The following is a 25,402-nucleotide window of genomic DNA, read 5'->3' on the forward strand; positions in this document are numbered from 1 at the left end:
ATTGATTTAAAACAAATAGGTGATGAGCAATAAAGTAAATCAAGAACGCAAACCAATTACTCAAAATTCTATTGACGAAAGTGAACCGCTGTATGGAAAATGCGATGGACGTTTTGTGTTTATAAGCGTAACTTCAGCTTTTGCGCAAAGTCTTTTACCGAAAGATCTAACATTAGCATCTCAAGATTATACTCCCGCTGGAAAACATCCTTTGCTTCTCATGTACAATGATACATGGTTGCATAGCAATCCATTTTTAGAAAAAATGGCTAAAAAACATAATCTCGACCTTGATCTGCATTATAATGAATTTATAGTAATGCTGCCTTATGTGAAATTTAAGGACGATAACTATAATGAAGATGCGCCATTTTGTTTCTTACCGGTTCTTTATTTAGATAGTTGGCTAGCGGTATTGGGAGGCAGGATATTTTGGGAGTTCAATAAAAAGTTAGCGCGTTTTACTACCGATGGACCTATTTATGAAATACGTCATGAATTATCAAAAAACTTATATCTAACATCCGAATTCACAGATTCTGCAGAACCACCAGTATTGGGAAGAAGTCTCTCAAATTTCGAAGCTATTACTCCAATATTGCAATTACCGGTTTTAGAGTACGGAGTTATTGGCTACATCACATCTATATATAAGGTAGGATTTGAGAACCAATATATTTCCCCTTTTAATGTCAAAGGTACAAATCACACTAGCTCTTACTTGCCCAAAGGAATGTTTCAATCCTCATCCATAGAAAGTAATGTTATGGGATCGTTTATTATGCAATATCAATGGTCACTATCTTATGCTAAATTCATTAAATTTTAAATTATGTCTATAAAGAAAATCGCTGTTTTAGGAGGAGGCATTGGGTCTCTCACCTCAATTTATCAATTGACCTCAGATCCAGATTGGAAATCTAAATACGAAATTACACTCTACCACATGGGATGGCGTTTGGGGGGAAAGGGAGTTAGTGGTAGGAATCAACAAGAGGCAGATAGAATAGAAGAACACGGTTTGCACCTATGGTTTGGGTTTTATGATAATGCTTTTAACATGATACAGCAATGTTATAAGGACAATAATAGGCCTGCAGGAGCGCCTTTAGCGACTTGGGAGGAAGCGTTTACAGGTTATAATATGATTTGTTTAGAAGAAAAAATTAAAGGTAAATGGTTGCATTGGCCATTTAAAATTCCGACCAACAAAGCAACGCCCGGTATCGGAGATGCGCATCCCAAACCAACCGAATATGTGTACAAATTATTGGAATGGCTCAAGACCATTCATAAAGATTACCATGATGAAAAATCTGAGAAAGTCAAGTCAAAGATAGATGAACATAAGAACTCTGAGCATCACTCTTTAATCAAGGATATTCTTGATGATGTTGTAAAAAGAGGAGAGCACATGTTTCATGATGTCGGTGCCTATATGATTCATGGTGCTTTAAAGTTAGCTTCAAAAAACAATCATGGTTTGCTCAATAATATTCTAGTGAAATTTAAGCATTGGCTAGAATTCATTGCGAAAGGTTTAGTGGATAGCGATAATAAGTTAAGGCGATATTTTATTATAGCGGATTTAGTCGTGATTCATATCATCGGAATGATTAAAGATAAAGTTATAACCGAAGGATTCGATATCATAAACGATATTGATTATCGCGAGTGGTTAATAAAGCACAATGCCGCAGAAATATCCTATAATTCAGCACTTGTACAGGGTGTTTACGGATTAGTTTTTGGCGGAGACAAACAATATACGTTCGAAGCTGGTGTAGCTTTAAGAGGATTGCTAAGAATGGGATTGACTTATAAAGGGCACGTTTATTATCGTATGATGGCCGGAATGGGAGATGTCATTACCGCACCTATGTATGAAGTGCTTATAAAAAGAGGTGTGAAAATTGAATACTTCAACAGAATCACTGATATAGCCCTTGATTCAACAAAACAAAATATTTCTACAATAACTATTGATGTTCAGGCAAGTTTAAAACCAGAATACGACATTTATAATCCATTGATAAATGTAAAAGGGTTACCGTCTTGGCCAAGTGAGCCGCTTTATGAGCAATTGGTGCAGGGAGATGAACTACAAAGTAAAAATATAAATCTCGAATCTTACTATCAAGAGTGGGATTCTGGGATTCCTAACAATGTATTAAAAGTCGGAATCGATTTCGATGAGGTGATTTTAGGTATTTCTATTGGTGGATTGTGGACTGTCGCAAAAGAGTTAATTGACAATAGCACAGCATGGCAAAATATGATGGCAAATGTCATCCCTATTTCTACAATCGCATATCAAATGTGGTTAAAACCGGATGCAACGGATTTAGGTTGGCCATATGTAAAAGATGGATTAGGGCTTTTAGGATCCTATCAAGAACCTTATGACACCTATTGTGATATGACAGATTTAATAGAGCGTGAAAGCTGGCCAGAGGATCACAAACCAAAAAGTATTGCATATTTCTGTGGTCCTGCACCAGAACCAAATGCAGAGGAAATTTGGCAAAATGTAAAGGACAGCAATTTTATAAATTCAAATTTTCCTCAGGAACAATCTGAGATGGCCAAACAGCATGCTCAAAATTACATTCAGAAACTGACTCCACATATTTGGCCAAAGATTTGGGAAGGACAAGAGTCATTTGATTATAATCAATTGGTAGATCTCAAAGATGAAGCAGGAGAACAACGTTTCGATTCACAATTTTTCAGAGCCAATATAGACCCAACTGAACTCTATGTGATGTCATTTGTCAATAGTTCTAAATATAGAATTAAAACAGACGAAACGGGCTATGACAATTTATACATTACAGGAGATTGGATAGATAACGGTTTCAATGCTGGATGTATAGAAGCAACCGTTATGTCGGGTCTGCAAACTGCCAGAGCAGTATCTGGTGAGGATTTCAAAATACCTGGAGAAAACGATTTTTAATTTCAATTTACTATAATGCTTAAGGATTATATTGAAACTGAAACTATAGCAACTACGGGTTACTATACTTTGCAAAAAGTTAAGTGCCAGAAAGAGGGTAAACCTTATTTGCTTAAGAAATTTCTAAAAATGGATAACCAAGGTGTTGCCTCTTTAAAAAGTGGTGTCGCCTTGGCAAAACAGCTTCAGTTAAATATTATTCTAGAACCCATTGAGGTTATTGAAGGCTCAACACAACCTTCAATACTCTACAAATCTTTTGATGGTATAACTTTAAGGCAATTCTTGAGACAAAATAAGGAACTAACTCCTCAGGATTTTATAACTATTGCCAAGTTGATTTCGACTTTAATTATCGATTTTCATAATAGAGGTTGGATACTCAAAAACTGCACTCCTGAAAATATCTTAATTAATCCCATAAGCAAAGAGTGCCGTATCAGTGATCTGCGTAAAGTCACGCGAATTCAAAAGAATGAAAAGATAGATTCTTATAGAAATGCTGACTTATCAGAACTATTTTACATCAGTCCAGAACAGACCGGAAGAATCAGCCAAATTACAGATTACAGATCAGATTATTATGCACTGGGTGTCATATTTTATGAAATGCTTACTGGCCAATTACCGTATAAAGCTACCACAACAATAGATGTAATTCATGCCCTTCTTACACAATCTATTTTACCTCCTAAGGATATCAATCAATCTGTTCCAAACGTTTTAAATAAAATTATTCTGAAGCTTATTTCGAAATCTTCAGAAGAACGCTATCAAAGTGGTAAAGGGCTCATGCACGATTTGGCCATTGCGGCTCAGCATTTAGAGAATGGGGAAGATTTTATTCCGGGTAGCAAAGATGAGGTGACCAAAATAATTCCTACCTCTAAATTAATTGGTCGTAATGATGAATTAAATACCATTGATCAGGCTTATAAAATGGTTAAATCGGGAAAAAAGCAAGCTGTTTATATCAGTGGTTATTCCGGTGTTGGGAAAACACGAATAGTTGAGGAATTTTATCACAATAAGCTGGGTGATAATATTCCAATGTTGGCAGCTAAATTTGATGTTTTGCGAAAAGCGACACCGTACAGTGCGTTACTGGACGCTATTTCTGGTTTGGTTTCAAGAATTTTGAAGGAAGATGATGAGGAATTATTGTATTGGAAAAACAGATTGCAAAATCACCTTAATGAAAACACTCCGATTATCACAGAAGTTATCCCAGAACTTTCAGCCTTAATGGGTGAGCAAGATCGTATTGATGATTTACCTCCTGAGGAAGAACAAAAAAGATTTCAACAAACATTTTTAAGTTTCATTTCGGCATTTACAACAGACGAGCATTATCTCATTGTATTTCTAGATGATTTGCAGTGGGCAGACATTGCTTCGATACGTTTGCTTGAAATGATGTTGATTAATGATACAATTAAGAATCTGCTGTTTATTGGAGCGTATCGTGATAATGAAGTCGATCCTACCCATCCACTCAGTATATCAATCAAGAAATTGGAGAATTGGATCAATCTACACGACATTAATATTACTGGCTTAAATAAAGATAATACCAAAGAGCTTATTGCAAAATCGCTTCATTACCCAATAGAAAAGAAGCATGAATTTACTGAAATCCTTTATCAAAAATCAGATGGTAATACGTTTTATACGCTGCAACTGCTCACTTCTTTATTTGAAGAAGGTGTGCTTTACAGAAATGAAAATGGCTTTTGGACTTATGACGAAAAATTAATTTCTAAAGAATCGGCATCAGAAAATGTCGTGGAGCTTCTCGTTAAGAAAATTGAAAATTTAGATGAAGATATACAATTGCTTCTTAAAATTTCAGCTTGTATTGGTGATGTTTTTGACCTTAAGATTCTTTCGCTTTTAGCGGGAAACAAAATGAATAATGTTGCCAATTCGCTATCAGAAGCTATAAATATGGGCTATCTCATATCTATGGATGAGAATGTTGATGCGTATTTTAAAATGATTTCAAACATCGATGATAACGAACTTAGTACATTTCAGAATACCAATTTCAAGTTCGCCCATGATCGTATTAGACAAGCATCTTTGGTTTTAGTTGATGATACTGAATGTGCCGAACTAAATCTTAAGATTGCGCTGATAAAATTAGAGCATTTCTCAGCGGGCCAAATTGAGGAAGACACTTTTTTATTGGCAAAATACTTCAATGAAGCAACCTCGATTATTGATGACAAAGACACTATAATGAAACTGGTTCATTATAATTACAAAGCTGGTATAAAAGCAAAAAATGCCACAGCTTATGATTCGGCCATTGAATATTTTAGAGTTGTAAAAAAATACATCAATTTTAAAGATGACTATAAAAGGCTTTACGATGCCAGTCTTCAGTATTCAGAGTGTTTGTATTTGATTGGTGAATATGATGAAGCGGCAACAGAACTGGATAAACTTTATGAAGCCAGTAAAACACGTTTAGATAAATTAAATAGCTTATTTACAAAAGTTTATCTCTACAATATTCAAGATAAAAAATCTGAAGCATTAGAAGTAGGCAGATTGGGTTATAGCTTGTATGGCATAAAAATGCCAGTTAAAAAGAGCACTATAATGGCATTGTTGCTAAAAGATGTTTTGGTGGCACGAATAAAGTTGCCAGAAAAAAAGATTGCATCAATGATTGATAGACCTTTGATGCAAGACGAAGAAAGAATTCGTTTTCAGGAATTTTTATTGGCAATAGCACCAACAATTTATCAGATAGACCAAAATCTCTTTGCCTGGAATTTTATGAAGATGTTAATGGCAACATTAAAATACGGCAATAACGGCATTTCTTCATTCAGTTTTATTGGTTATGGAATGCTTATATCCCAACTCTTCGGTAAATATAGAGCTGGTCAAAAATTGGCAGAACTGGCAATTGATCTCAATACAAAACTGGGATATACCGCATTGAAGTGGAAAGTAAGACTTTCTTACTACAATTTTGTCCATCATTGGACAGAACCGGTAAGAAGAGATATGGATAAGATTTTGGAGGTCGAAAATGGAGCCCATGCCAATGGAGATCCAATTTTTGCCAGCTATGCCATTTTTATTTATCTGCAAGCCAAGTTTGCGCTTGGTTTTAATTTGGAAGATGTCTGCAACTCATTTGAAGACTATTTAAAAGTCATAGAAAAAAGAAAGGATTTAGAAGCTAGGCATTTTGTTGAAGGCTATTATTATGCCATTCGGTGTTTGATGGGTTTAGAAAAAAATACAATTATAATGGGAGACGCTTATAATGCTCCTATTAAAATTGAAGAAGCCAAAGAAACTAAGAATTTCTCTGTTGTTGCTGATAATGGCATAGCTTACATGATAACTTTGTATATGTTTGGGCACTATAAAGAAGCGCTTGACAGTTATTTTGAAACTTCAAAATATATTGATTTTGTTCAGCAGCGCTACGAGTTTGCCGAGTATAATTTCTATGCAGTTTTAATTTGTGCTGAGGCCATCGAAACCAATTTGCCTGCAAAAAAGAATTTGAAGAGCTTAGCCAAAAAACATCTCAAAAAATTAAAAACTTGGACCAACCTCTGTCCAGATAACTTCCAGCCTCAGTATAGACTCGCAAAAGCAGAGCTTGCAGCAGTTTCAAAAAATAATGCTAAAGTAAATGCACTTTATGAAAATGCCATTGAGAGTGCAGAGAAGTATGGCTTTATTAACTATAAGGCACTAGCTGAAGAATTAGCGGGAAAGCGACAATATAATGACGGCAACCGGATTACGGCTACCACCTTTTTAAATAATGCAAGAGGAGATTATTTGCAATGGGGAGCAATAGCTAAAGTAGAACATATAGAGTCTGAATATCATCATATTTTAGAGGGCACTATTTTGCAACCAAAAGAAAGAGATGAAACTCAGGAAGCAGTAATTTCCAATGCTGATCTTAATTTGATGTTTCAGGCAAATCAAGCCGTTAAAAGTTCGAAAGATGTAGATAGCTTGGTAGAACAATTAATGGATGTTATCATCAAATACAGTAGTGCAGATCATGGCTATTTATTGATTAAAAATAATGCTGAACTTATTGCTAAGGCAAGATACAATCCTGAAAGGGGTTCAACTTCTATAACGGAATTTGCAGATAATGAGATTCTACCAATGAATGTTGTTAAGTACGTCATTAGGGTAAAGAAAATGCTCATTTTAAATAATCCTGCACATTTACCCGAATATATGAACGTGAAATATTTTCGTGATCACGACCCTAAATCAATGATCTGTTATCCAATTATGAAACAAGGTGAAGTATTTGGATTACTTTATTTGGAAAATTACTCGCATCAAGGCGTGTTTGATGCAAAAAAGGTAAACCTGCTAAATCTCATCGCCTCCCAAGTTGGCGTTTCGCTCGATAGTGCTTACCTCTCTGAAAACCTTGAAAGCTTGGTGCAAAAACGTACTGAAAAGATAGAAGCAGAAAAAGGAGTAGTAAGCGAAATGTTAGAAAACATATTACCAAAAGCCGCAATTGAAGAATTAAAACGAACAGGTAAGACAACGGCTCAAAAGTTTGATGGTGTTACCGTGCTAATGGCAGATATAAAAGGCTTTACAAAACTTTCCGAGCGCTTATCACCCGAAGAATTAATCGCAAAATTGGATTTTTATTTTAGATCCTTTGATGAAATCATGGCAAATTACCAATTGGAGAAAATCAAGACCATTGGAGATGCTTATATGGCAGCAGGTGGCTTATTGGGAAAAGAAAAAGAAAACGCTATAAATATGGTAAACGCTGCTTTAGAAATGCAAGAGTGCATCGATAGAGAAAATGAAAAAACACCAGACGAGGAAAATCTCGAAATGCGCATAGGCCTCCACACGGGGCCAGTTATTGCTGGTGTTGTAGGTATTAAAAAATACCAGTATGATATTTGGGGAGATACGGTTAATATTTCAGCGAGGATGGAGCAACAATCAGAACCAGGTAGAATAAACGTCTCAAAGGAAACATTCGAACTCACAAATGAGTGCTTTGATTATTTCTATAGAGGAAAGATAGAAGGTAAAAACAAGGGGTTGATGGACATGTATTTTGTGGAATCAAAAATCTAAAAGCATCAAACCAATATTTAAACTAATCAATTACTAATTCAGCTATTATGAAAAAAAACCTCTTTATTTTCGGTATGATTATTTTTACATCTGCTACTATCGCCCAATCGGCACACATTCTACAAGGAGCTGGATCTGTAAATTGGTCCATGGGAGGAGCGGCAACTGGTCAGCCCATTGATATTTCTGGCGCACTTCAATGGAATCCTGCTGCTATAAGCGTTTTTGACGGTACTATTGTAAATTTGGATATAGGTATTTTTTCATCGTCACCAGAATTATTTTCCACAGTTCCCGAAGTCGATTCTGACGGAATGCCAACGGGTAACTTTATTACTGGCAATACAGAAGATGACAGGCCACTTATTCCGTTACCTTCCTTAGCCATTGTGTTTGGAAAATCTGATAGCAAACATAAATTTGGTGCTTCAATATTTGGTATAAGTGGAGCAGGTGTAGACTTTCCTGAGAGTACAACCAATCCTATCAATTTTCCTCAGAGTTTAGGAGGTTTTGGTGGTGTAAAATCAGAATATGCCATTATTCAACTTGGTTTAACCTATGCTTATAAAGTTTCAGAAAACTTTTCTATTGGCATAAAACCAGCTTATAATCTTTCGACATTAGAGTTGGCACCTAATCCCACTGCACCCCCAACAAGTGCAGGTTATCCATCAACAGACACGGCAACTGCAACTGGTTTAAATGCGCAAATAGGTTTGTTCTATGATACCCAAACTGGCTTTAAAGCTGGTGTCTCTTATAGTACAAAAATTAAATTTGATGATTTTGAACTCGAGAATACCTATTTAGATGGTTCTACAAGTACTAATAATTTCAATATTGAATATCCAGCAATCTTTTCAGTCGGATTGGGATATTCCAAAAATGATTTTGATTTAGCTTTGGATTATCGACATGTAGCGTTTAAAAACACTGAAGGTCTCGCACCTGTCGGATGGAACCAAGACGGAACGGTCAAAGGTTTTGGTTGGCAAAATATAAGCATAATTTCTGCTGGTATACAGTATAAAGGAATAGACCGTTTGCCTTTACGTCTAGGCTATACCTACAATAATAATCCCATAGAAGATAGATTTGCTTCTTTTAATGTATCTGCCGCGGCAATTATACAGAATGCGTTTCAATTTGGTTTATCTTATTTGGTGAATTCACAACTGGAATTACGAGGAGTATTCCACTATGGCACGAGTAGCGGAAAAACATCTGGCGAAATTTTCAGCCCTGCGTTTATACAGGATAATCCACCTTTTGGCGCTATACCAGGTAGTAATGTTTCTTATGATATGACAACGTCGATGCTCATGATGGGACTTAGTTATAAATTTCGAAAACAAAATAGTCAGTAATTAGTCTCTAAGATATTCACCTGATTTTAAAAAGGTCGAATCGATTTACGGTCAAAATTCAAGTTTCATAAATAACTTTGTTTTTTGAAAATTTTGATATTGTTGTGATGGTAGTAGTACGATTAAACTTAACCGTAAAAACTTTTTCAGTCTTTCAAACCACATAGCTAAATTCAACCTGTTTTCTAAAATATAATATTGGTTTAATTTAAAGTTAACAAAATGTTAGAATCAGAAAATAGTTAATTATTAAGTTGAAATGAATTATTTTTATAGTGCTATGAATGAAAAAAGAAAGAAATCCGGTTTCGTTTTTAAAACCTACGAAGCACCAAATCAATCTCCATTTGAAAAACTTTTCGAGATTTTTAAGGAATTGATTACATACACCTCTGGTGATTTTGACGAGGCCATTGATTGGTTACGTCAGTTGGACAAAGAGTACGAACTTACCACACCAGAGTACACTATCGATGATTTTATAGAAGACCTTAAAAATAAAGGCTATATACGAGAAGAAATAGAATTTGGCGATGATGGTGAAGGCAGCGGCAAAGGTAAATTATCAATTACTGCCAAAACCGAACGTGCCATCCGTAAACAGGCTTTGGAGCATATCTTTGGAAAAATAAAACGAAGCGGTTCGGGAAATCACAAAAGCAAGGGTATAGGTATTGGCGATGAGCACACTGGCGATTTTAGAGCTTACCAATTTGGTGATGCTTTGGAAAAAGTGTCGATGACAGAAAGCTTACGCAACGCACAAATTAATAATGGTATTGGTGATTTCAATTTAACTGAAGATGACTTGGTAGTTGAAGAAACGCTTCACAAAAGCCAGATGAGTACGGTGTTGATGATTGATATTAGTCACAGTATGATTTTATATGGTGAAGACCGAATCACACCAGCCAAAAAAGTGGCCATGGCCTTGGCCGAATTAATCACCACACGTTATCCAAAAGACACTTTGGATATTTTAGTGTTTGGAAACGATGCTTGGCCAATTAAAATCAAGGATTTACCTTATTTAAAAGTTGGTCCATTCCATACCAATACAGTTGCTGGGCTTAAGTTGGCAATGGATATGCTGCGCAGAAAACGAAACACCAACAAACAGATTTTTATGATTACAGATGGCAAGCCAAGTTGTTTAAATATGCCAGACGGTCAATATTATAAAAACAGCAATGGACTTGACCCATTTATAACAAACAAATGCTATGCGATGGCACAACAGGCGCGACGTTTGCATATTCCCATCACCACATTTATGATTGCCGAAGATCCATACCTAATGCAATTTATTCGAGAATTTACCCAAGCCAATAGAGGTAAAGCGTTTTACACAGGACTGAAAGGATTGGGAGAGATGATTTTTGAAGATTACGAGAATAATAGAAAAAAAAGAATTAAAGGATAAAAAACTGCTGTTAGCTTTTAGGTATTAGCCTTTGGCTCAAATCTAGATTGCTAATAGCTAAAGGCCAAAAGCCAAAAGCTATAAAATGAAAGAAATAAAAACACTTAAAGAATTAATAGAATCAGGTTACCAATCCAAATCTATCAAAGATGAATTGCGTAATAACCTAATTGATAACATAAAGAATAAAGTCACCTCATTTGAAGGGATTCACGGATACGAAAACACAGTTATCCCTGAATTGGAACGTGCCATTTTATCACGACACAATATCAATCTTTTGGGATTGAGAGGTCAAGCCAAAACGCGTTTAGCACGTATGATGGTCAATCTTTTGGATGAGTATATTCCAATTGTGGAAGGGTCAGAAATCAATGATGATCCTCTGCAACCTATTTCAAGATATGCTAAGGAATTAATTGCTGAAAAAGATGACGATACACCAATAGCGTGGCTTCACAGGGAGGAACGTTTTGCAGAAAAACTCGCCACACCAGATGTAACCGTTGCGGATATAATTGGTGACGTCGATCCAATAAAAGCTGCGAATTTAAAATTGAGCTATGCGGATGATCGTGTGATTCACTACGGAATGATTCCACGAGCCAATCGTTGTATTTTCGTGATTAACGAGTTACCAGATCTTCAGGCTCGGATTCAAGTAGCCTTGTTCAATATTTTGCAAGAAGGGGATATTCAAATTAGAGGATTTAAGTTACGATTGCCATTGGATATGCAATTCGTGTTTACTGCAAATCCTGAAGATTACACCAACAGAGGAAGCATTGTAACACCATTGAAAGATAGAATCGGTTCACAGATTTTGACCCACTATCCTGAAACGGTTGAAACCGCTCGAACCATAACTTCGCAAGAAGCAAAATTGGATGAGCGCCAATCAGCTTCAGTTTATGTTCCGGATTTAGCAAAAGATTTATTAGAGCAAATTAGTTTTGAAGCACGCGACAGCGAATATGTTGATGTAAAAAGTGGTGTAAGTGCCAGAATGAGTATCACGGCATTTGAAAATTTATTGAGTACCGCAGAACGTAGAGCATTACTTGTTGGAGATGAAGAAACAACGGTACGCTTATCTGATTTTATTGGTGTTATTCCAGCAATAACAGGTAAGGTGGAATTAGTGTATGAAGGTGAACAGGAAGGTGCTGACTTTGTAGCGAATGAATTAATGAATAATGCGATTAAAACTTTATTCCCAGAATATTTTCCAAAAATTGAAAAACTCGAAAAGCAAGGAGAAGAGACACCGTACGATGATTTAATTTCGTGGTTTTTTAATGGAGAAGGTTTCGAACTGTTGGATGATTTTAATGATGAAACCTACAAGTCAAAATTAGATGAGATAAAACCATTGGACACTTTACTGGCAGATTATCAACCAGAAATAGATCCAAAAGATGTTTATTTTGAAAAGGAATTTATTCTTTGGGGTTTGGTACAATTCAAAAAGCTGAGCAAGTTTAGATATGCTGAAGGTTTACAGATTAAAGACCCTTATGGAAGTTATATTAGTGGACTTTAAATCACCAATTGCCACGACTTTTAATATTAGCATCGCAGAGTTTTATAATCTCTGCGATTCTTTTTTGTCGAGTTGCTTCACGTTTCGCATTGTGCAACCAGTATAAATAACTTTTCCTGTAACCTTTAGCAAAGTTTTGATAATTCTCAAAGGCAGTCGGGTTGGCATTAAAAGCTTGTTGTAATTCGGTAGGAATAATACCATTTTCGACATGGTCGAGGGCAGACCAACTTCCGTTTTTCTTTGCAACTTTTATGGACTCGAGACCTAAGGGCTGCATCAGGTTTTCTTCCTTTAATTCTTTAATGTATTTTTTATTTAGTGCACTCCAATCGCTTTTTGGATTGCGAGGACAGAAGTATTGTCTGCGTTTTCCATTGCCCAAACTTTTTACTGTGGAATCAATCCACCCAAAACACAATGCGACTTTAACGGCTTCTTCCCAGCGCATCGAAGGCATCGGATGGTCAACTTTGTAAAATATTAGATAAACTGCATTGTGTTTATCACGGTTTTTTAGTAGCCAGTCGTACCACTCTTTGTCACTCTCAAAATAAAGTTCTGGGATGTCCATTTATTATATTTTTTGTCATTCCTGCCTTCGCAGGAATGATAAACAGATTTAACATTTTTTAAAGTTGTTTTGTATCTATATAAAAATCCATATCGATTTCTATATCATCAGCATCAATTGCTTTAGTCTGCCATTTCGCTTTTGGGAACAGCCATTCATTTTTTTCATCAATCTCAATTTGAATTGGCATGTCAAAACCTTCAACAATATTTATCCAACGGTATTTTAGTTCACCGTCCTGAATTTTGTATTCCAAAGTCGGAATCATTGTTGTTCTCAAATACTGATTAAAAAATTCAGTTAAATCGATACCTGATTTTTGGCTGATGTAATCTTCAACTTGTTTTGTGGTCACGGTTTGATGATAAAATTCTGAATTTAATCCTCTAAGAATTTGCCTCCATTTTTCATCATCTTCAATGAGTTGTCTTAACGTATGAAGCATGTTCGCTCCTTTGTAATACATATCACTTGAACCTTCTTTATTTACATTATAGTAACCGATTAACGGTCGGTCATTCTGAATATTAGCTCTAGTGCCGATAACATAATCTGCAGAAGCTTCTTTTCCGTAATAGTAGTCTAAAAAAAGATTTTCAGAATAAGCTGTAAACCCTTCGTGAATCCACATGTCTGCAACATCTTTATTGGTTATGTTATTGGCAAACCACTCGTGGCCACCTTCATGAATAATGATAAAATCCCATTTAAGTCCCCAGCCAGTTCCGGATAAATCATTGCCCAGATAACCTTTTAAATATTTGTTGCCGTACGTGACGGAACTTTGATGTTCCATGCCCAAATATGGTACTTCAACCAATTTAAAGCTATCTTCATAAAAGGGGTAAGGCCCAAACCAATGCTCGAATGCTTTTACCATTTTTGGTGCGTCCTCAAAATGCTCTTTTGCTTTTTCCAGGTTATATGACAGCACCCAATAATCCATATCGAGTTCACCTTTTTCTCCCTGGTATGTTTCGGAAAAATTAACGTAATCTCCAATATTTATATTGACTCCATAATTGTTGATTGGGTTAGATACAAACCAATGCGATTTTACTTTGTCTCCTAAATCTTCGAGTTTGCGTAAACGACCGTTGGAAACATTAGTCAATCCTTTTGGAATGGTAACACTGATTAGCATACTATCCACTTCATCGTACATGTGGTCCTTGTTTGGCCACCAGACACTTGCACCCAATCCTTGATTTGAGGTTGCAATGAAGTGTTTTCCATTTTTATCTTTCTTCCAAGAAAATCCACCGTCCCAAGGTGCGCGTTTTGCTTCTCTTGGATACCCTTTATAATGCACTTCTATGGTATTTACGTCACCAATATTTTGATTTTTTTCAAGTTTAACAAAATGTGCATTACCATCATGTTTTACTTCGAGTTCTTTTCCATCTTGAAGTACATTTAGCATCTGCATTGGTTCTTGGAGATCAATTTGCATTAGCTGATGAGGTTTCAACACTTTATATTGAATGGTGTTTTTACCTGAAATGAATTTCTCATCTGGTTTGACTTCCACATCCAAATGGTAATACGTTAAATCCCACCATTCGCGTTCTGGTGTGATGCTGCCTCTCAAAGTGTCTTGTCTTGTGAAATCGGTTTTATCTTGAAGAAGTTGCGCGTGAATAGTTAAACTAAAGCATGATGCAATTGCTAACACCAATAAGTTTTTAATCATATTTTTTTAAACTTTTTAGATTCCTGCCTTCTCAGGAATGATAATATCTACCTAATTATCGTATTAGGGAAAACGACCATACTTTCATGACCATCTTTACCAACTGAAGCCACACCGAATAAGAAATTGTCAATTACTATACCCTCTAAGGTAAATTCTGTTACGTCACCAACATACCGACTGTGGTCCCACGTTGCTGATGTTGTATCTCTCCAGTAGATTTTGTATCCAGTGGCACCATCGACATTACTCCATTTTAGTTTTGCCGAAGGCTCTACAATACCACCAATCCCAACTTCATTTGGAGCAGGTGGAGCAGAGGCAAGACTCGCCATGGTTATGGCATTGACTGCGGTTAGTTTTTTAGCATAACCAAAATTAACGTGTTCAAACGTATCTCCGTAATTGATACCATCTTCGGTTCTGATGTCTTGATGCTGTTGGGTGTAATTTTCATGGGCTTCCATAATTCTGATGCCTGCAAAACCCGCATCGTTAAATGGTCTGTGATGGCCTCCACGACCAAAACGATCCAATCTGTAAATCATCATTGGGTTCATTTCTGGCATATAAGTTTCAGTGGTTTTGTGTACATATCTTGCCAATTGACGAGAAATGCCGTCAACTTCACCACCATAAAATCGTCTGCCTCTAGCTTGTCTTGCTAGTCTTTCAGGATCGGTTTCTGCAGTTGTTATAGGTTCTGAAAAGATTCTAAAAGCTCTGTTGTCAATGACTCCGTCAACTCCCGTTATATTTCCAATCATATCGTTATTTAACACTCCAATAATATCCCAATTGTTTTCCTTGGCATATTTTGCCATGCCTTGCCCACCAAATAAACCTTGTTCTTCGCCCGATAATCCTAAATAAACAATACTGCTTTCAAATTTATATTTAGATAAGACACGAGCAGCTTCAATAGCTCCAGCCATACCTGAAGCATTATCATTGGCGCCTGGTGAATCAGAGGCGAAATCCGTTGGATCTGACACTCTCGAATCTATGTCACCACTCATAATGATGTAGCGGTTTGGATATTTTGTACCACGTTGAATAGCAACCACATTAACAACATTCACATCTTTAACGATACGTTGGTTGGTGCCTTTTTCTACTAAATTATTTTGGTAGAAAACTTCCAAACAATTACTGCAATCCTTCGAAATATTATCGAATTCAGATTTGATCCAGCGACGTGCAGCACCAATACCTCTGGTGTCGGATACTGTATCACTTAATGTGTGCCGCGTTCCAAAATCAGCTAAAGTTTTGACATCATCTCTAAGACGTTCTTCAGAAACGGCATCAATGATATCATAGATTTTTGGATCGGTTTGCGCGCTTAAGTAAAAAGTGAAAAATAAAAATAAAGAAGTAATGACGTTTTTCATTTGATTTAAGTTTTTAAGTAAATTTAAGTAATAGTTCTCTAACTCTCGATGAATCTTTAATTTGATATTTGGCTTTTGTCTTTGTGTAGCCAATTTTAATGGTATGTGCTGAGTCTGGTGCAGCTTCAAACATATATTCATCGGTCCAATCATCTCCCATAATTAAAATAAAGTCATAATCTTTTTTCATAAATAATTGGTTGGCCGCACGACCTTTGTTTACGTTACTGCTTTTTATTTCAATGACCTTATTTCCTTTTAAAATGGATAATTCGTTATTGGCGACTAAGCTTGTTAAAACCGTATTCAGCTCCATAGTTCTAATTTGAGCCAATTCTGGATCTGCTGTTCTGTAATGCCAAGCTAAGGAAAATTCTTTTGTTTCAATAAATGTGCCTGGTGTACGATCTACAAAGGTTTCTAAAATTGGTTTAATGTTGACCATCCAATCAGTTTTAACAACCTCTAATGGTAACCAATTCTTGTTTTCGCGTTTCCAAACACCATGATCGGTAATGAGATTGTAGGGTTTGTTTCCAAACCAATTCTTAAAAGTATCTTTGTCTCGCCCACTGATAAGACAGAGATCTGTATTTTTTTGAGACTCGAAGGTGTCGAGTAATTTAAATAATTCTAAATCTGGTTTGGCATCCTGAGGATTGTCCTTAAAACCAACTAATGTACCATCATAGTCCAATAAAATAAGTCGTTTTTCTGCATCATTGAATTGCTTTACAATCTCATTTTCATCTTCTAGGGTCATTTTTTTGGAAACCACAACTTCTTGCATATGATTTGTGGCATCGAGTGATTTTAAGAATTCAGAAGCCCATTTTTCTACGTCATAACGTTTTAATCTTTTTTGAAGAATCTGCATTCTTTGTTTCTGTTCTTCTAACGGCATAGTCAAAGCACGTCTGATGGCAGAGGCAAAATCATCAAAACTATTTGGGTTAATTAATATTGCTTCGTTCATTTCCTTTGCTGCACCTGCCATTTCACTCAAAATCAAAACTCCATCTTGATTGGTGCGCGTTGCTACATATTCCTTTGCTACCAAATTCATCCCATCTCTTACAGGTGTAATTAATGCAATAGCTGAGGATGTATATAAATCGATGAGATTCTCAAACGGTAGCGACCTATAGAAATACCAAACGGGTGTCCAGCTTACGGTTGAAAATTCTCCATTTATCCGACCTACCAATTCATCTGTTTCCCGTTTTAATCTTTTATATTGTGGTACATCTGATCGTGATGGTACTGCGAGCATCACCAAGCGTACTTTTTCTTTGTATTCAGGATATTTGTTTAGAAAATATTCAAAAGCACGTAATCTATTTGGAATACCTTTAGTGTAGTCCATTCGGTCTATGGACAAAATGAACTTTTGATCCTTATCTGCCGATAAATGTTTATCTAGTCGTTGTTGTAGTTCGGACTTTTCCGCTTTTGGATTGTTATGGTTTAGAGCGGCCTGACTAAATTTTTCATAATCTATGCCCATAGGAAAAGAATCAACTTTTATAATTCTGTCATAATAGGAAATTTCGTTAAAATTTACATCTAAACGCAGAATTCGCTTTATGGAACTGAGGAAATGCCGCTCATAATCATAGGTGTGAAAACCAATTAAATCTGATCCCAGCATACCAGTTAATATGTCTTCTCTCCATGGAAATGTTCTAAATATTTCATTGGATGGAAATGGTATGTGCAAAAAGAAACCGACGGTCACATCTGGTCTTTTATCTTTTATCAATTTTGGCAAAAGCAATAATTGATAGTCGTGTACCCAAACAGTATCCCCTTCTTCAATAGTGTCTAAAACAACTTCTGCAAATTTTTCGTTAACACGTTTATAAGCTTCCCAATGTAGATTGTCAAAATCGGTATATTCCATAAAATAATGGAATAGCGGCCAAAGTGTCCTGTTGCTAAAGCCTAGGTAATAATCGTTAATATCATCTTCCGTTAACTCAACAGCTCTGCATTTTTCTTCCTCTATTTTTTGCTTTACCTTTTTTTTAAGATTGTCATTTAAATCTTCGTCTGTAATACCAGACCATCCAACCCAAACACCATTCCCTTCGGAATGGACAGATTTCATTCCAGTAGCAAGTCCGCCAATACTAGGAGATACTACAATTTCATTTTGGTTTGTTGAAATTTGCAATGGCAGCCTATTTGAGACTATTATAGTTTTATTAACGCTCATAGTTTTGTTATGCAGTTGAGTTTTTGTTAATTTAAAAAAAAATGAGTCCTTATCAGTATGAATAAAGAAGAATTAACGAATAATTTACATTACGGAATTATAGGTAACTGCAGAAGTGCAGCCTTGGTATCTAAAACAGGTTCTATTGATTGGTGCTGTCTGCCAAAGTTTGATGCTCCATCGGTATTTGCAAAACTTTTAGACGAAAATATCGGTGGAAGTTTTGGGTTTGAGGTTGATGATAGTTACACTATAAAACAAGCCTATACTGACGATACGGCTATTTTGGTAACTACGTTCAGTAACGGACTGGATATGTTTGAGGTTCATGATTTTATGCCTCGTTATAGAAAAAATGGAGGTGTTTATCATTCACCTCCGGAGGTAATTCGATATATAAAATACATTTCGGGTAGGCCGTCATTCAAAATAATATACGACCCAAAATTAGAATATGCCAAGGGTAGTACCGCAACATTTATAAAAAATGATTTTATAGTAAGTATCAATGATGAAGAAACCTACGACACGCTGTTTTTGTACACGGATTTGAATAAAGAAAGTGTAGTTAATGGCGATACCATTGAGCTTACAGAAAATAAGTTTGCCTTATTTGGTTATAACGAAAAACTTTTTTTGCCCACGTTAAAAACTTCTTATATAGAATATGAGCGTACTAAAGTTTATTGGTTGGATTGGATGGAACGTACGCCAACATACAACCGCTACAATGATTATATAGCACGTAGTGCCATGACTCTAAAGCTGTTGAGCTACGATAAAACTGGTGCTGTTTTGGCGGCTGCCACGACATCACTGCCAGAAACCATTGGTGAAGTCAGGAATTGGGATTATAGATTTTGTTGGATTCGAGATGCATCAATGGTAATAAAAGTCATGTCTCAATTGGGTCACAAAAATATTGCCAGACGTTATTTAAAGTTCATTATTGATTTAATACCCGACAAGGACGAAGAACTTCAGATCATGTATGGGATTAACCGTGAAAAGAAATTGACGGAAGAGTCGTTAGGACATCTATCAGGATACAAAGGCTCAAAACCAGTGCGTGTGGGCAATGCCGCTTATAAACAAAAACAGAATGATATTTATGGTATCCTAATGGATGTGATTCATCAACTGATAGTCAATTTTAAAAATGACATTGAAAATGGCGAAGAACTTTGGAGTATAACAAAAGGTATCGTTTGGGTAGTAAGCAAGCATTGGGAAGAGCCTGATAAAGGTATTTGGGAGTTTAGGGAAGGTGACCAACATTTTACGTTTTCTAAAGTACTGTGTTGGACGGCTGTAGATAAAGCATTAAAGGTTGCGCGCATTCTAGGCAAAACTTCTAAAATTGCACGATGGGAACTTTTAGAGGAAGCCATTCGGGAAGATATTATGGCCAACGCTTGGAACCCGAAAGTACAGGCGTTTACACAAGCCTACAATTCAGAAGATTTAGATGCTTCGGTATTACTAATGGAATCCTATGGTTTTATTGACGCTAAACACCCAAAATTTGTAAGTACCGTAAAAGCCATTGAGCGAGATCTTTGTTTCGAAGGATTGTTGTACCGCTATAAAACTCAGGATGACTTTGGGTTGCCATCTTCGTCATTCACCATTTGTACCTTCTGGTTTATCAATAGCCTGTATAAGATAGGAGAGGAGAAGAAAGCTGCAAAACTCTTTGACCAATTATTAAAATATAGTAATCATTTAGGTCTCTTCAGTGAGGATATCGATTTTAAGTCTAAGCGTTTGTTAGGTAACTTTCCTCAGGCCTATTCGCATTTGGCATTGATTGAAACAGCCATCAATTTGTCTAACGTTACAGTTGAAGAGAAAGTGAAACATACGTTGGATAATTAGTTAACGCAATAAATTTTTTATAAGGCAGTAAAAACAAATTTTTTGAGTCAATCAATGCGTTTAAAAAGCAATTATTTCCGTTAATTATCTAATAATTTTGAGAGTAGAATTAGCAAAAATTCAACTCAATGGAAAATTTAAAAGATTTACTTTGTCACCAACTAAAAGCGCTTTATTGTGTTGAGGATTTAACTATCAATTATTTTCCTCTAATTATTGAGAAAATTGATGAACCCAAATTAAAAAATGCACTGAAATTTCATTTAAAAGAAACTAGAGCGCAAATATCTAGATTAGATGCTATATCTAAAGATTTAAAGTTTAATAATAATCGAGCAGAATTTACCGCTATAAGTGGCCTATTTGATCAAATGAAAGAGTTTATGATCAATGTTAAGAATTCTAATGTATTTAATGCAGGATTGATTGCTGAGCTTCAGCGTATTGAACATTTTGAAATTTGCGCATATGGTACGGCTGTTTGCTATGCCAAAGAACTTGGACTTTACAGAATTGCTTCCCTATTACAAGAAACCCTAAATGAAGAGTATGGCACTAATGACAAATTAAGTTTGTTGGCTAAGGTTTTTTTAAACTATAGAGCAGTTGAGCAGGTATAATTAAGAATTTGCAATAATGTGTCAACATATTTAATTATCGTTGAGTGATTAATTTGATTCAATCATAACATTACGATGCTCTTTTAAATAAAAAAAATAGCCTATTCGTTTAGGACTAACTAATGATTGTTTTACGCAATTACCATATCTATTTTTGAATTATTATTATAAAAATTGTAAAAATTTGAATTATGGGAATAAGGAAAAAACTAAAAAGATCTTTTAGTAATCTTTATATGAGTAATAGAAAATTTTCGGTTAAAAAGGATCTCCATAAATTTATTTTAAAGAGTGACCATCCCTGTTTTGCGGCACAAACCTTGGCTGAACAAAAGACATATGATTTCGATATATATTCAAAAATAGAATCTTCATTTACTGCTCAGCAGATACTAGAAAATATTGAAAACTTTTTAGAAAATTACGACTTTGAGAGTGATAGATATAGAACATATATAGCTGTATTTCCGGACGAATATTTCAGCTCAGAAGAAGAATTTGAGAATGCTTTATGGCAATTGCTCAGTTTCATTAATATGTATGATAATGTACCTTGGGATGATACAGTTTCAAAAGACCTTGGAAATAGTAATTTCAGCTTCAGTATTAAAGGTAAAGCGTTTTGTATTGCAAGCATGCATCCTGAATGTTCAATAACAGCGCGACGTACCAAGTATCCAATATTAGTTTTTAATTTGAACTGGCAATCTGAACAGTTGAGAAAACATAATTTATATCGTAAAAGTCGAAATCATATTCAAGAAAGGGAGATGAACTTATTTGGTAACGTAAACCCTGTGTCTAGTAAATTGTTACAGTTTTCGAGTGTAAAGCCTCAAGAGAATTGGGAAGGCCAATTTAAAAACAAGGAAAAATGAACATAATTTAATTTAAATCAAAGAGAGCATTTAATCTACATTAAAAATAGTATTTAATGGTCGAAGTTGTTGAGGATAAGCAAAAGTCTGATATCTCTTCGGTTTTTCCTCCAAATGCTTCACCATGCCAAGTGCCAGCGATCAATGCGATGTTATTCAGTTTTGGTTCTTGGGTTTTGGATTGTGCTGTACAACTGAAATAGGTAAGCGACAATAAAATGATGAATATTCTCATTAAATTGAATTATTGAATGAAAGTAACTCTTTGAATTAACTTATTTCTAATTTCATATATGGCAATAACATAAACAAATTCGCCATTTATTTTTACTTTTTCTTTGTCAATGACTTTGTCACCAATAATTATTCTGTTTTCAACTTCTGCATATAAATCAGGTGCACTTTCAAAAAGGGTTATGTAGTTATTTCTTAGTGCATCACGTCCTTCAATTACTAAATTACTTGGGTAATTATAAACTTTTACATTTTTAGCATATGTTCTACCAAAGGCTTTAATATCTTTTTCGTTATATCTTACTAATTGCTCGTTTATAAGAATTTCGGACTTCTTTTTTGATTTTGAATTTTCAATAAATGTCATGGAACTTATACCATTGTCTAGAGTCTCATAAATAGTAACTTGCCGTTTTGTTGCATTGTCAAGGGTTACAAGTTCTTCGTCCACAACAACATTTTTTAAAATCATTCGATTTAATACTTTCACATTTGAGTTTTTAACTCGTTTAAAAAACTCCTTATAATTTTCTTTCAGTTTATCGCGACCTGTGTACATATTTTCATCAGGAAACCGATTTACAGTTACATTTTCCGTAAAAGCATTAGCAAATTTATCTAGGTTTCTGTCGTTAAATGGCCCAATATGCTTTTGTACAATCTGTGCGGCTTTATCGGAAGTTAAATCCTTACTTGAATCAGTAATATTCGAATCGACTGTATTTGCTGGTACATCTGCGGTGAGCAGTAATTTTGATGCATCTTTGTGTGCAGCCAAACGGGTAATATTGGTGATTCCCTTGTTTGACAAATCAGCCACTTTTTTCCAATTATAATCTTTATTTAACCTTAGTTTATATAAAATGCTACCTCTTCCAGAAATTAAATTTTGACTATTGAGCCAACAGATATCCTCAACACCCTTTAGAGTGTTAGCAATTAGCTTGGTTTTACCGGTTGTTGGATTAAGTGATTTTATTTGCCAAAGTTTATCATTTTCCTTGGAAATAAAACTTATAAGATTGGAATTTGGGATACTGTGAAATGAACGGCCAACATTGTTGGCTATTTTTTGATGCGTTCCCTGTTCAATATTAATACTGTATAAATTTAGTTGTTCACCCTCGATTACTGCAGCAACAATGATATCTTTATTAAACCATGTATAATATGCAATGACCAAATCCTTAATGAGTTCGGTCGATGTTCCATTGTCTATTTGATATGAGTACAGTCGTTGTTTGCCGTCTGGATCTAGTCTAACAGCAGAAACTTGATCTTTATTAGGAATTTTGAGAGGTGAATATTCGCCACCATCTGTGTTACTCACATAAATTTTACTGCTGTCTCTAAGATTGTAAATAGCAATATCTGTTTGATTGTTTCTAGTGGAAGAAAACAAAATTTTATAGTCCTCTAAAAATGATGGTTGGTTATCGTAACCCGTGTTGTTTGATATGTTTTTACCATTTTTAATTGAAATTTTTGAATTATTCACTTCTACATCAAAAAGAAAAATCTCCGTATCAGTTTGAGAAAAAACAAAAGAAGTAAAAAAGATAAGTAGGTATAATAGTTGAGTTTTCATGATTTGGTTTTGAGTGAGTTAAATATAGTAAAATTTAAAAAGCCAATTCAAAAAAATGAATTGGCTTCTTTCTCAACTTAAACTTAACCTAAACTAAAAGCAGTACTTATTTTCTGCTTTAACCTTTTCAGCAATCTCAATACGTAAATCAACAATATCTGGATAGTTCTGATATTTTGTAAAACGTTTAAGACCCATTAACATCATGCGTTGTTCGTCACCTTCTGCAAAAGAAATAATACTTTCTTTTCCTTTTTCTTCAACAATATCAACGGCATGATACAAATATAATTTTGACATTGCTATTTGAGCCGATTGAGCTTCTTCTCCAAAACGCTTAGCGTTCTTTTCTGTTCTTAAAATTGCGGATTCTGCCATATAGATTTCAATCAGAATATCAGCAGCAGCAATCAAAAGTTGTTGGTGTTTTTCCAAGTCTTGACCATATTTTTGAACTGCTCCGCCAGCAACCATTAAAAATGTTTTTTTAAGTTTTTTAATCATGTCCTTTTCTTCAGCAAATAACTCAGAATAATCAGGTGTTTCAAACGACGGTATTCCCATTAATTCTTCTTGTACTGCTTGTGCAGGACCCAATAAATCTACATGACCTTTCATCGCTTTTTTAACCAGCATTCCAACGGAAAGCATTCTGTTAATTTCGTTTGTGCCTTCGTATATGCGTGCAATTCGGGCATCTCGCCAAGCTGCTTCCATTGGTGTTTCTTCTGAGAATCCCATACCGCCAAAAATTTGGATTCCTTCATCTGCACAATTCTGAACATCTTCGGAAACTGCTACTTTTAAGATTGAACATTCAATTGCATATTCTTCAACACCTTTCAATTCTGCTTCTTGATGAGAATTTCCGGCAGCTTCGCGCATTGCAATGCGATCTTCAATATTTTTTGAAGCTCTATAAGTTGCAGATTCGCCAGCATAAGCACTTGCTGCCATTTCGGCTAGCTTGGTCTTAATGGCACCAAAATCTGCAATCGGTGTTTTAAATTGTTTACGCTCGTTGGCATATTGAACGGCAGTTGTCAAAATTCTACGCTGAGAATCTAAACAAGCAGCAGCTAACTTGATACGGCCAACATTTAAAGCATTCATGGCTATTTTAAAACCTTCCCCACGACCGGCTAACATATTTTCTACTGGTACTTCTGTATCATTAAAGAAAACCTGACGGGTAGAACTTGCTCTAATTCCTAATTTATGCTCTTCTTCACCAAGCGTTATACCGTTTGGATTTTCGGCATCATACTCAACAATGAACCCAGTGATGTTTTTATCGTCTTCAATACGTGCAAAAACAATCATCAAACTACAGAAACCTGCATTTGAGATCCACATTTTTTGACCGTTGATTTTATATGTTTTTCCATCTGAAGATAATTCCGCGATTGTTTTTCCGGAATTTGCATCAGAACCTGCACCTGGTTCGGTTAAGCAGTAGGCTCCAAACCATTCTCCTGTTGCCAATTTAGGAACATATTTTTTCTTTTGCTCTTCGGTTCCGTATAAAGTAATTGGCATAGTACCAATACCTGTATGAGCACCAAAGGCTGTACTAAATGACCCAGTTCCTGAAGAAATATAATCACAGGTTAATACTGTTGATACGAAGCCCATACCGAGACCATCATAAGCTTCTGGTACGGCTACACCCAAAAATCCCATTTCTCCGGCTTTGCGCATCACTTCTTCTGTTAAGGCAAAATCCCGAGCTTCGAAACGTGGTTTGTGTGCAATGATTTCACGTTCGTTGAATTCCATTACGGACTCTTTCATCATTTGTTGCTCTTCTGAAAAATCTTCAGGAGTAAAAACGTCCTCACAATTTGTTTCTTTTACTAAGAATTGACCTCCACGTAGGATGTCTTTTTCAACTGTTTCCATTTATATAATTGTA

At 35.4% G+C, this 25,402-nt stretch carries 16 protein-coding genes; 9 read left to right on the top strand and 7 right to left on the bottom strand.

The annotated features are described in order from the left end of the window. Positions 1–22: 22 nt before the first annotated feature. From HM983_RS12020 to HM983_RS12045, 6 genes are all read left to right on the top strand, one after another. A complete protein-coding gene (locus HM983_RS12020) occupies positions 23–829 on the top strand; it encodes an acetoacetate decarboxylase family protein (protein WP_179345683.1) in 807 nt (268 codons plus the stop codon). 3 nt (positions 830–832) lie between these two features. Beyond that, complete coding sequence (locus HM983_RS12025; RefSeq protein ID WP_179345684.1) at positions 833–2,959, top strand: NAD(P)-binding protein; 2,127 nt, start codon at positions 833–835, stop codon at positions 2,957–2,959. 15 nt (positions 2,960–2,974) lie between these two features. Continuing rightward, a complete protein-coding gene (locus tag HM983_RS12030; protein ID WP_179345685.1) occupies positions 2,975–8,074 on the top strand; it encodes an adenylate/guanylate cyclase domain-containing protein in 5,100 nt (1,699 codons plus the stop codon). A 47-nt stretch (positions 8,075–8,121) separates the two neighbouring features. Continuing rightward, positions 8,122–9,444: an OmpP1/FadL family transporter gene (locus HM983_RS12035; protein WP_179345686.1), complete on the top strand. Its 1,323-nt coding sequence runs from the start codon at positions 8,122–8,124 to the stop codon at positions 9,442–9,444. 280 nt (positions 9,445–9,724) lie between these two features. Next, entirely contained in the window at positions 9,725–10,867 is a 1,143-nt protein-coding gene (locus HM983_RS12040; RefSeq protein ID WP_179345950.1) for a vWA domain-containing protein, read from the top strand. A gap of 85 nt (positions 10,868–10,952) precedes the next feature. After that, positions 10,953–12,410, top strand: coding sequence for a MoxR family ATPase (locus HM983_RS12045; RefSeq protein WP_179345687.1), 1,458 nt, complete (start codon positions 10,953–10,955; stop codon positions 12,408–12,410). Position 12,411: 1 nt separating this feature from the next. Here HM983_RS12045 and HM983_RS12050 read toward each other — a convergent pair whose 3' ends face one another. The 4 genes from HM983_RS12050 to HM983_RS12065 are packed head-to-tail and all read right to left on the bottom strand — an operon-like array spanning position 12,412 to position 18,289. Then, entirely contained in the window at positions 12,412–12,984 is a 573-nt protein-coding gene (locus HM983_RS12050; protein ID WP_179345688.1) for a YdeI/OmpD-associated family protein, read from the bottom strand. A 58-nt stretch (positions 12,985–13,042) separates the two neighbouring features. Continuing rightward, positions 13,043–14,677: a M1 family metallopeptidase gene (locus HM983_RS12055; RefSeq protein ID WP_179345689.1), complete on the bottom strand. Its 1,635-nt coding sequence runs from the start codon at positions 14,675–14,677 to the stop codon at positions 13,043–13,045. Positions 14,678–14,724: 47 nt separating this feature from the next. Continuing rightward, entirely contained in the window at positions 14,725–16,071 is a 1,347-nt protein-coding gene (locus HM983_RS12060; RefSeq protein ID WP_179345690.1) for a M28 family metallopeptidase, read from the bottom strand. A 13-nt stretch (positions 16,072–16,084) separates the two neighbouring features. Then, positions 16,085–18,289 carry a bifunctional alpha,alpha-trehalose-phosphate synthase (UDP-forming)/trehalose-phosphatase gene (locus HM983_RS12065; protein WP_179345691.1) on the bottom strand — a complete coding sequence of 735 codons (2,205 nt, stop codon included), beginning with the start codon at positions 18,287–18,289 and terminating at the stop codon, positions 16,085–16,087. A gap of 57 nt (positions 18,290–18,346) precedes the next feature. Between HM983_RS12065 and HM983_RS12070 the strand changes: the two genes are divergently transcribed. The 3 genes from HM983_RS12070 (at position 18,347) to gntA (ending at position 21,665) form a co-directional block, all read left to right on the top strand. Next, the gene (locus HM983_RS12070; RefSeq protein WP_179345692.1) at positions 18,347–20,167 is read left to right on the top strand and encodes a glycoside hydrolase family 15 protein; all 1,821 of its coding nucleotides are present in this window, start codon (positions 18,347–18,349) and stop codon (positions 20,165–20,167) included. Between the two features lie 128 nt (positions 20,168–20,295). Continuing rightward, positions 20,296–20,787, top strand: a complete 492-nt coding sequence (locus HM983_RS12075; protein ID WP_179345693.1) for a YciE/YciF ferroxidase family protein — start codon at positions 20,296–20,298, stop codon at positions 20,785–20,787. Between the two features lie 191 nt (positions 20,788–20,978). After that, positions 20,979–21,665, top strand: a complete 687-nt coding sequence (gene gntA / locus HM983_RS12080) for a guanitoxin biosynthesis heme-dependent pre-guanitoxin N-hydroxylase GntA (protein WP_317166966.1) — start codon at positions 20,979–20,981, stop codon at positions 21,663–21,665. Positions 21,666–21,705: 40 nt separating this feature from the next. Here gntA and HM983_RS12085 read toward each other — a convergent pair whose 3' ends face one another. From HM983_RS12085 to HM983_RS12095, 3 genes are all read right to left on the bottom strand, one after another. After that, the gene (locus HM983_RS12085; protein WP_179345695.1) at positions 21,706–21,900 is read right to left on the bottom strand and encodes a hypothetical protein; all 195 of its coding nucleotides are present in this window, start codon (positions 21,898–21,900) and stop codon (positions 21,706–21,708) included. 9 nt (positions 21,901–21,909) lie between these two features. Then, positions 21,910–23,487, bottom strand: a complete 1,578-nt coding sequence (locus HM983_RS12090; protein WP_179345696.1) for a nuclear transport factor 2 family protein — start codon at positions 23,485–23,487, stop codon at positions 21,910–21,912. A 93-nt stretch (positions 23,488–23,580) separates the two neighbouring features. After that, positions 23,581–25,389 carry an acyl-CoA dehydrogenase family protein gene (locus HM983_RS12095; RefSeq protein WP_179345697.1) on the bottom strand — a complete coding sequence of 603 codons (1,809 nt, stop codon included), beginning with the start codon at positions 25,387–25,389 and terminating at the stop codon, positions 23,581–23,583. Positions 25,390–25,402: the final 13 nt, after the last annotated feature.

The organism is Winogradskyella ursingii, assembly GCF_013403975.1.
In the GTDB taxonomy this organism is placed as follows: Bacteria; Bacteroidota; Bacteroidia; order Flavobacteriales; family Flavobacteriaceae; genus Winogradskyella; species Winogradskyella ursingii.